The 8,849-nt window shown below is 67.5% G+C and carries 8 protein-coding genes; 1 reads left to right on the top strand and 7 read right to left on the bottom strand.

From position 1 onward, the window contains the following. The 3 genes from ER13_RS14055 to ER13_RS14045 all read right to left on the bottom strand — a co-directional run. Nucleotides 1-414, bottom strand: a 414-nt coding sequence (locus tag ER13_RS14055) for a sulfite exporter TauE/SafE family protein (protein ID WP_155988167.1), incomplete at its 3' end; no start/stop codon positions are given. A 33-nt stretch (nucleotides 415-447) separates the two neighbouring features. Then, nucleotides 448-888 (bottom strand): Rrf2 family transcriptional regulator, encoded by a 441-nt coding sequence (locus ER13_RS14050; protein ID WP_008264352.1) that lies wholly within the window; start codon nucleotides 886-888, stop codon nucleotides 448-450. A gap of 60 nt (nucleotides 889-948) precedes the next feature. Continuing rightward, the gene (locus tag ER13_RS14045; protein ID WP_008259015.1) at nucleotides 949-1,614 is read right to left on the bottom strand and encodes a response regulator; all 666 of its coding nucleotides are present in this window, start codon (nucleotides 1,612-1,614) and stop codon (nucleotides 949-951) included. A gap of 181 nt (nucleotides 1,615-1,795) precedes the next feature. Between ER13_RS14045 and prfA the strand changes: the two genes are divergently transcribed. Further along, complete coding sequence (gene prfA / locus ER13_RS14040; RefSeq protein WP_008262463.1) at nucleotides 1,796-2,863, top strand: peptide chain release factor 1; 1,068 nt, start codon at nucleotides 1,796-1,798, stop codon at nucleotides 2,861-2,863. Here the strand turns inward: prfA and ER13_RS14035 are convergent, their stop codons facing one another. The 4 genes from ER13_RS14035 to ER13_RS14020 form a co-directional block, all read right to left on the bottom strand. Then, nucleotides 2,864-3,208, bottom strand: a complete 345-nt coding sequence (locus ER13_RS14035) for a hypothetical protein (RefSeq protein ID WP_197019800.1) — start codon at nucleotides 3,206-3,208, stop codon at nucleotides 2,864-2,866. It abuts the gene before it with no gap. Nucleotides 3,209-3,362: 154 nt separating this feature from the next. Further along, nucleotides 3,363-3,998, bottom strand: a complete 636-nt coding sequence (locus tag ER13_RS14030; protein ID WP_035310196.1) for a glutathione S-transferase family protein — start codon at nucleotides 3,996-3,998, stop codon at nucleotides 3,363-3,365. 56 nt (nucleotides 3,999-4,054) lie between these two features. Further along, a complete protein-coding gene (odhB, locus tag ER13_RS14025; RefSeq protein WP_035310194.1) occupies nucleotides 4,055-5,578 on the bottom strand; it encodes a 2-oxoglutarate dehydrogenase complex dihydrolipoyllysine-residue succinyltransferase in 1,524 nt (507 codons plus the stop codon). Nucleotides 5,579-5,620: 42 nt separating this feature from the next. After that, on the bottom strand, nucleotides 5,621-8,635 hold the full coding sequence (locus tag ER13_RS14020; RefSeq protein WP_035310192.1) for a 2-oxoglutarate dehydrogenase E1 component: 3,015 nt from the start codon (nucleotides 8,633-8,635) through the stop codon (nucleotides 5,621-5,623). Nucleotides 8,636-8,849 lie beyond the last annotated feature (214 nt).

Genomic DNA, 8,849 nt, shown 5'->3' with positions numbered 1-8,849 from the left:
GACGACGCCCAGCGGCCCCGCGAACCTGACCGGGAAGATCCGCGCGCGAGTCTGACGGGTCGCGCGCCAGATGATCACGCCCCCCATGATCGCCAGGTAGGCGGTGATCCAGGGCTTGACCAGGTCGCCGTCGATGCTGGTCAGGACGAAGGCTCCCAGGCAACCGCCCACCACCCCGCCCATGGCCAGGGGCACGAACAGTTTCCAGTTTACATTCTTGTTGACCGTGTGAGATCCGGCCGACGCCGCCGTGGTGAAGACCTCTGCGGCATGGACGCTGGCCGAAGCTGTCGCAGGGGGCACGCCGAACGACAGCAGGACCGTCGAGGAGATGACGCCGTAAGCCATGCCCAGGGCCCCATCGACGGACTGGGCCAGGAAACCGACGAGGAGAAAGACGAGGAAATCTTGCATGGCCGCCCCTGAAAATCCGCCCGACGGTGCGTGTTATTTTCCTACTGGGTCAATAGGAGAAGGATTCGACGCGGCTTGCAGAAGGCTTCGCGCCTCGAACACCGCGGCGACGGCGTCGCGCCCATCCTGCAGGACCGGCTGCAACGGGCAGGTCTCGACGTCCGGACAGGTCTCGCAAGGCCCGTGGGCGGTGCGCGACGCGCAGGGCGCCAGGGCCAGGGGGCCTTCCAGCGCCCGGATCACATCGGCGAAACTGATGGTCTCGGCCGGCGCCGCCAGGGCGTAGCCTCCGGTCCGCCCCCGCTTGGACACCAGCAGATTTTGACGACGCAGATCCAGAAGTATGGCTTCTAGGAATTTGCGCGGGGCCGTGGCGGCCTCGGCGATCTCGCCGATGGTGGCGGGGCCGCCGCCCGGCAGGCCGGCCAGATGGATCATGGCGCGCAGGGCGTAGCGGGACCGGTTCGACAGCATGGTCCGTGATCGCGCGACCGCGCGCCGGACGCAAGACGCCGTTCGCCGTCCGGCCCGACCTCATCCCGGCCGGCCCAGCCGCGCCGCCGCCGCCAGGATCTGCGGACCGGTATAGGGTTTCAGCACCAGGGCCTCGGCCAGGGGGGCGTAGCGGGCGGCGGCCTCAGCGTCGCCGGAAATGAAAATCACCCGAATGTCCCAGCGCCGCGTCAGAACCTCGGCCAATTCGCCCCCGGTCGTGGCGCCGGACAGATTGATGTCCAGCAGGGCGCCGTCGATGGCGTGAAGGGCCGCCGCAGCCTCGGCCGCCGCCGCGCTGTGGAACGGGCCCACCACCCTGTGCCCGGCCTCGGTCAACAGCTCCGTCAGGTCGGCGGCCACCTCGGCGTCATCCTCGACCACCAGCAGGGTCAGGGGCTCCAGATCGCCCCCCACGACGGCGATCTCGGCCGGCCGGGGCGCGGCCCCTTCAGCGGAACCGGATGTCTGGGCCACGATGACCCGACGCAGATCGCGCCAGACCTCGACCGCCGGCCGGTCGCTATCCAGGCCATAGAGGCCCGCCATGGTCTTCAGGTCGCGCGCATCGTCCGGCGACAGACGGCCGCCCGCCGCGGTGAGACGCGCGTCATACAGGCGGCACAGCCGTTCCACGCTGTCGGCGCCGTCCGGAGTCGCGTCGGCGGCCTGGGCGACAGGCTTCGACGGCGGCGGGCGATCGAACATGACGTCCTCCTCACGGCTGATCGGCCGTCAGCTAGTCGTTTGGAACCCTCGGCGTAAGCGCCTCTGACGCCATCGTTATCCAAAATCACAATCCCGGCGCCGACCGGGGTCCCCGCCGACAATCGACATCGCGCCCCTCGGCGCGCTAAGGACGGCCCTCCCTTTCTCCAGGATTGCCCCCTTGCGTCTGCCCCAGGCCCGTCTCGATCAGGTGCTCGACCGTTTCCACGAGGTGGAGGCCCGCATGGGTGCGGCGACGGACGGCGTCGAGATCGTCCGCCTGTCCAAGGAGCACGCCGAGCTCAAGCCCGTCGCCGACGCGGTCCAGGGTCTGGCCCGACTCCGCGCCGAGATGGCCGATCTGGAGGTCATGGCCGCCGATCCCGAAATGGCCGCCATGGCCCAGGACGAGCTGCGCGACCTGACCGAGCGCCTGCCGCAGATGGAGCGCGACGTCGCTCTGCTGCTGGCCCCGCGCGACGCCGACGAGAACGCCTCGGCCGTGCTGGAAGTCCGCGCCGGCACCGGCGGCGACGAGGCGGCCTTGTTCGCCGGCGACCTGTTCCGCATGTATTCGCGCTACGCCGCCACGCGCGGCTGGCGGATCGAGCTGGATTCGGCGACCGAAGGCGACGCCGGCGGCTACAAGGAAATCATCGCCACCGTCACCGGCGACGGCGTGTTCGGCCGGCTGAAGTTCGAGAGCGGCGTCCACCGCGTCCAGCGGGTGCCGACCACCGAGGCCGGGGGTCGCATCCACACCTCGGCCGCCACCGTCGCCGTCCTGCCCGAGGTCGAGGACGTCGAGATCGAGATCCTGGAAAAGGACATCCGCATCGACACCTTCCGCGCCTCCGGCTCGGGCGGCCAGCACGTCAACAAGACCGACTCGGCCGTGCGGATCACCCACCTTCCAACCGGGATCGTGGCCACCAGCTCCGAGAAATCGCAGCATGTGAACCGCGACAAGGCGATGAAGAACCTGCGGGTCCGCCTGTACGACATGCAGCGCCAGGCCAAGGATCTGGCACGCGCCGACTCGCGCAAATCCCAGGTCGGGTCGGGCGACCGGTCCGAGCGGATTCGCACCTACAACTTTCCGCAAGGCCGGGTGACCGACCACCGCATCGGCCTGACCCTGCACAGCCTGCCCCAGATCCTGGAAGGCGATCTGGACCCCATGCTGAACGCCCTGATCGCCGAGGACCAGGCCGCACGCCTGGCGGATCTCGAGGCCGAGTTCGGCTGATCAGCCCAGCACGCCCAGCATGGGCAGGCACAGCACCAGGGCCGTGACGGCTGTATAGCCGGCGAAGGCGTGGACCGACCGGCGACGGCCGCTCAGGGCGGTGGGCTCGGCGATGCGGACGGCGCGATCATTCCACAGCAGATACAGGGCCTGGATCGTCCACCCGGCCAGGAAAGCCGCGACCGCCCAGCCGCTGAGCGCCGCCAGGGCCGCGCCGGAGGCCAGGACCAGCATGGCGCCCAGCGCAATCACCCCGTCCCCGACCTGGTCGGTGACGGACACCGGGATCAGCCCCGACAATGCACGCTGCAAACGCCAGTTGAGCCAGGCCTGATACAGAAGCATCAGCCCGCCCAAGACGTAGAACACCCCTATCGCGCGCGCTGCCCACTCCATGGCGGGAATAAGGCGTCATTCCCGCCCGGGCCGTAAGTGCGGAAAACCCCTTAGTCGGCTGAAAAGGTCCAACCGGCGCAAACGAGACACAACCGATGATATCTCAGGCTGCGCGCGTCTGCTCGGCCTGGAGCGCCCGGACGACCGCCGGACGCCGGCCCATCCGGTCGTAATGGGCGCGTACATTCGGAAACTCGGCCACATCCACGCCGTCGCCTTCCAGCCAGCCGGTGAAGGTGAACAGATAGGGATCTGCGACGGAATAGGCGTCGCCCATCACCCAGTCGCTGTCTCCGTTCCGGGCCAGATCCGCCTCGATCAGGGTGAAACAGTCCCGCATGTTCTGCGCCACCTTGGCCGCCATCGAGGCCTGGGCCGCAGCGTCGTCGCTCCAGCGCGAGGCCCGGCGGCCATGGGCGTGGGCGACGTGGACAGTCGAGGCCAGATAGAGGTTGAAGGCCTGCATCCGCGCAAGAGCGAAGGGCTCGACGGGCGCCAGCAGACCCTGCGGAGCGAGGGCGGCGATATAGGCCAGAATGGCCGGGCTTTCGGTCAGGACGCCCTGATCGGTCACCAGAGCCGGAACCCGCCCCTTGGGATTGATCGCCAGAAACTCGGGCCGGCGCTGGTCCCCCTGGGCGAAGTCGACCAGGCGGGCTTCGAACGCCAGGCCGGACTCTTCCAGCGCGATATGGCTGGCCCGGCTGCAGGATCCGGGGGCGGTATAGAGGGTCAGCATGATCGGCCTCGTCGGGAAAGAAAAAGGCGACGAGAACCTCGCCGCCTTTCCGTCTCTTACAGGTCCAGCAGGGCCCGCTGCGGGTCTTCCAGCAGTTCCTTGATGCGGACCAGGAAGGTCACGGCTTCCTTGCCGTCGACAATGCGGTGATCATAGCTGAGGGCCAGGTACATCATCGGACGGATCTTGACCTCGCCGTTGATGGCCATCGGGCGCTGGACGATGTTGTGCATGCCCAGGATGCCCGACTGCGGGGCGTTCAGGATCGGCGTCGACATCAGCGACCCATAGGTGCCGCCGTTGGTGATGGTGAAGGTGCCGCCCTGCAGCTGGTCCATGGTCAGGGCGCCGTCGCGGGCGGCCTTGCCCAGGGCGCCGATGCCCTTTTCGATGCCCGCCAGGCTCAGGGTGTCGGCGTCGCGCAGCACCGGAACCACCAGACCCTTTTCGGTGCCGACGGCGACGCCGATGTCATAGTGGTTCTTGTAGATGATGTCCGTGCCGTCGATCTCGGCGTTGACGGCCGGAATCTCGTGCAGGGCCGCAACCACGGCCTTGGTGAAGAAGGACATGAAGCCCAGCTTCACGCCGTGGCGCTTCTCGAACACCTCTTTGTACTGGGCGCGCAGGGCCATGACATTGGTCATGTCCACCTCGTTGAAGGTGGTCAGCTGGGCGGCCGTGTTCTGCGATTCCTTCAGGCGACGGGCGATGGTCTGACGCAGGCGCGTCATCTTCACCCGCTCTTCGCGCGGGCCGACGGCGCGCGGGGCCGAAGGCGCGGCGGCGGCGGCGGCCGGAGCCGGGGCGGCCTGACCGATGGCGGCGATGGCGTCAGCCTTGGTGATATTGCCCTTGGGCCCCGTGGCGGCGATGGCCTTCGGATCCAGATTGTTTTCGGCGACGACGCGCTGGACGGCCGGCGACAGGGTGTCGTTCTTGCCGCCCGAGACCTGGGCCGAGCCGGTGTTGGCCGGAGCGGCGGCAGGCGCCGGGGCAGCGGCGGCCGGAGCCGAAGCGGCTGCGCCCGAACCCGAAACCGAACCGATCTTCTGGCCGGGGGTGACGGTCGCGCCCTCGTCGGCGGCGATGGTCAGCACGCCGTCAGCCGGCGCCGAAACCTCGACCGCGACCTTGTCGGTCTCGATCTCGACCAGCAGTTCGTCCTTCTTGACGGCGTCGCCGCTCTTCTTGAGCCACTTGCCCATAGAGCCCTCGGCGACGCTTTCGCCCATCACCGGCACGGTGATGTCGATGCTGGACGCAGCGGCGGCGGGCGCCGCCTTGGCCTCGGCCTTGGCGGCCTTGGCTGGGGCCGAGGCCGGAGCCGCAGCGGCGGCCGCGCCGCCTTCGGTCACCGAACCCAGGACCGTGCCCGGCACGACGGTGTCGCCCTCGGCGGCGTTGATGGCGCCCAGGACGCCGTCGGCCGGCGCCACCACTTCCAGCGAGACCTTGTCGGTCTCCAGTTCGACGAGCAGTTCGTCCTTCTTGACCGCGTCGCCGACCTTCTTGGTCCATTTCGCGATGGTGGCCTCGGTGACGGATTCACCGAGGGCGGGGGTCAGGATGTCGGCCATGTCGGGTCCAGCTGTCTCTTTGGGAGTATTCGGTGAGGTGTATCAGGCGAAGGCTTCGTTGGTGAAGGTCTCGAGTTCCTTCAGGTGGCGGCTCATCAGGCCGGCCGCCGTCGAGGCGGAACCGGGACGGCCGACGTAGCGGGCGCGCTTGGAGGCGACGTCCAGCTTGTCCAGCGTCAGCTCCAGCCACGGATCGACGAAGGTCCAGCCGCCCATGTTCTTGGGTTCTTCCTGGCACCAGACCACTTCCGCCTTCGGGAAGCGGGCCAGTTCCTTGCGCAAGGACTGGATCGGCCACGGATAGAACTGCTCCAGGCGCAGGATATAGACGTCGTCCACCGCCTGGCCGTCCTTGGCCTTCTTCTCGCGGGCGTCCAGCAGGTCGTAATAGACCTTGCCCGAACACAGGATGACGCGGCGGATCGCCTTGTCGGCCTTGATCTTGATCCCGGCGACGTCGGGGCGGGTCTGGGCGTCGTCGTGCAGGACGCGGTGGAAGGACGAACCCTCCGCCAGATCCTTCATCGACGAGACCGCCTTCTTGTGACGCAGCAGGCTCTTGGGCGTCATCAGGATCAGCGGCTTGCGGAACGGCCGGTGCATCTGGCGACGCAGGATGTGGAAATAGTTGGCCGGGGTGGTGCAGTTGGCGACCTGCATATTGTCTTCGGCGCACTGTTGCAGGAAGCGCTCCAGACGGGCCGACGAGTGTTCCGGTCCCTGGCCTTCATAGCCATGCGGCAACAGCATGGTCAGGCCGCTCATCCGCAGCCACTTGCGTTCGCCCGAGCTGATGAACTGGTCGATCACCACCTGGGCGCCGTTCACGAAGTCGCCGAACTGGGCTTCCCACATCACCATGGTGTTGGGGTCGGCCAGCGAATAGCCGTACTCGAAGCCCAGCACCGCCTCTTCCGACAGGGCCGAGTCGATGACCTCGTAGTTGGCCTGGCCTTCGCGGAGGTTGTTCAGCGGGATGTAACGCTCTTCGGTCGTCTGATCGATGATGCCCGAATGGCGCTGCGAGAAGGTGCCGCGCACCGAGTCCTGGCCCGACAGACGCACCGGGAAGCCTTCGTCCACCAGCGAGGCGAAGGCCAGGCTCTCGGCCGTGGCCCAGTCCAGGCCCTCGCCCGAGGTGATGGCCTCGCGCCGGCCGTCGATGACCCGTTTCAGCGTCTTGTGCATGTCGACGCTGTTGGGGATGGTCGTCAGGCGGTGGCCCAGGTCGGTCAGCTTGGCCAGGGGCACCGCGGTCTCGCCGCGCAGTTCGTCCTTGGGCGACTGGAAGCCCTGCCACTGGCCGTCCAGCCAGTCGGCCTTCTCGGCGGACCAGGTCTTGCCGGCCTCGAACTGGTCGTCAAGGAAGGTGTCGAACCGCGCAATCTCGGCGTCCACCTCGGCCTGCGTCAGCACGCCCTCGGCGACCAGACGCTGCGAATACAGTTCGCGGGTCGAGGGCTGGGCGCGGATCTTCGAATACATCAGCGGCTGGGTGAAGGTGGGATCGTCGCCTTCGTTGTGGCCGAAGCGGCGATAGCAGAACATGTCCACCACCGCGTCCTTGTGGAATTTCTGACGATATTCGGTGGCCACCTTGGCGGCGAAGACGACCGCTTCGGGATCATCGCCGTTCACGTGGAAGATCGGGGCCTGGACCATCAGCGCCACATCCGACGGATAGGGCGACGAGCGCGAGTTGCGCGGGCTGGTGGTGAAGCCGATCTGGTTGTTGATGACGAAATGCAGGGTGCCGCCGGTGCGGTAGCCCTTCAGCCCCATCAGGGCGAAACACTCGGCCACCACGCCCTGGCCGGCGAAGGCGGCGTCGCCGTGGATCAGCAGGGGCACGACCTTGGACCGGTCCAGCGCCCATTCGGCCTCGGGCTTGCCGGCGTTGGCCTCACGGATGTCGAACGCCTGTTTGGCGCGCGCCTTGCCCAGCACCACCGGATTGACGATCTCGAGGTGCGACGGATTGGCGGTCAGCGACAGGTGGACGTGGTTGCCGTCGAACTCGCGGTTCGAACTGGCGCCCATGTGATATTTGACGTCGCCCGAGCCCTCGATGTCGCTGGGCACGGCCGAGCCGCCCTGGAACTCGTGGAAGATGACCTTGTAGGGCTTGCCCATCACGGCGGCGAGCACGTTCAGGCGGCCGCGGTGGGCCATGCCCAGCACGACTTCATCGACGCCCAGATTGCCGCCGCGCTTGATCACCTGCTCCAGCGCCGGGACCATGGCCTCGCCGCCGTCCAGGCCGAACCGCTTGGTGCCGGGGAAACGCTTGTGCAGGAAGCGTTCGAAGCCCTCGGCCTCGATCAGCTTGTTCAGGATGGCCAGCTTGCCTTCCTTGGTGAAGGCGTTCTGCTCGAACTTGTCCGGCCCTTCGAACCGCTGCTGCAGCCAGGACTTCTCCTCCGGCTCGGCGATATGCATGTACTGGATGCCGATATTGCCGCAGTAGGTGCGCTTCAGCAGGTCCAGCACCTGGCGGATCGTGCCCGTCTGAAGCCCCAAGACCCCGTCCAGGAAGATCGGACGATCCATGTCGGCGGCGCTGAAACCATAGAATTCCGGCGTCAGTTCCGGGTTTTCGACCGGCTGTTCGATGCCCAGCGGGTCCAGCTTGGCCTGCAGGTGGCCGCGCACGCGATAGCTGCGGATCAGCATCAGGGCGCGAATGGAATCATGGGCGGCGGCGCGGATCGCGTCGCCTGAAACCTCGGCCGGCGCGGCCTTGGCCGCTGCAGGCGTCGGCGCGCCGCCGGGCTTCTTGGGGTCGGGCTTGGGCGCCGGCCAGCGGCCGTCGAACACGGCGTTCGCCTCATTGGGCTCGGTGGCGGTTCCGCGCCCCCAGGCGCCGGCCTCGGCCGAGGCCTTCACGCTGGCGGCGTTGTCGCGCAACTGGTCGAAGAAGGCTTTCCATTCCGCCGAGACCGAGCCGGGATCATTGGCCCACTTCTCGTGCAGCTCCTCGATATAGGCCGCATTGGACCCGTAGAGGAAAGAGGTCTCGGCAAAGACCTGGTTCAGCCGACCCGCATCGTCCGCCATTGTTCTCGCTATCCCTTGGGCCCCGCCGGACACATCTCCGTGAGGGGCGCGCCCGTCATATAGGCGTGCTTTCCTTATGGGTCATGACCGAAACGGGGCAATTCGGTGAGAAATTGGTCGCAGGCGCAAAGAAAAACGCCCCCGGCCGAAACCGGGGGCGTCCAATCCTGCCGAGACCGGCATTTTTCATTCTCCCTCCCCCTCGGGGGAGGGG

The organism is Brevundimonas sp. EAKA, from assembly GCF_000698025.1.
Classification (GTDB): domain Bacteria; phylum Pseudomonadota; class Alphaproteobacteria; order Caulobacterales; family Caulobacteraceae; genus Brevundimonas; species Brevundimonas mediterranea_A.
This window is presented reverse-complemented; position numbering and strand designations above follow the sequence as displayed.

Coding starts and splice junctions, on each gene's coding strand:
- ER13_RS14045 (WP_008259015.1), bottom strand. CDS start 1,614: ATGTTCGATCGCCCGCCGCCGTCGAAGCCTGTCGCCCAGGCCGCCGAC.
- ER13_RS14035 (WP_197019800.1), bottom strand. CDS start 3,208: ATGCTTCTGTATCAGGCCTGGCTCAACTGGCGTTTGCAGCGTGCATTG.
- ER13_RS14030 (WP_035310196.1), bottom strand. CDS start 3,998: ATGCTGACCCTCTATACCGCCCCCGGATCCTGCAGCCGGGCCAGCCAT.
- ER13_RS14050 (WP_008264352.1), bottom strand. CDS start 888: ATGCTGTCGAACCGGTCCCGCTACGCCCTGCGCGCCATGATCCATCTG.
- ER13_RS14020 (WP_035310192.1), bottom strand. CDS start 8,635: ATGGCGGACGATGCGGGTCGGCTGAACCAGGTCTTTGCCGAGACCTCT.
- odhB (WP_035310194.1), bottom strand. CDS start 5,578: ATGGCCGACATCCTGACCCCCGCCCTCGGTGAATCCGTCACCGAGGCC.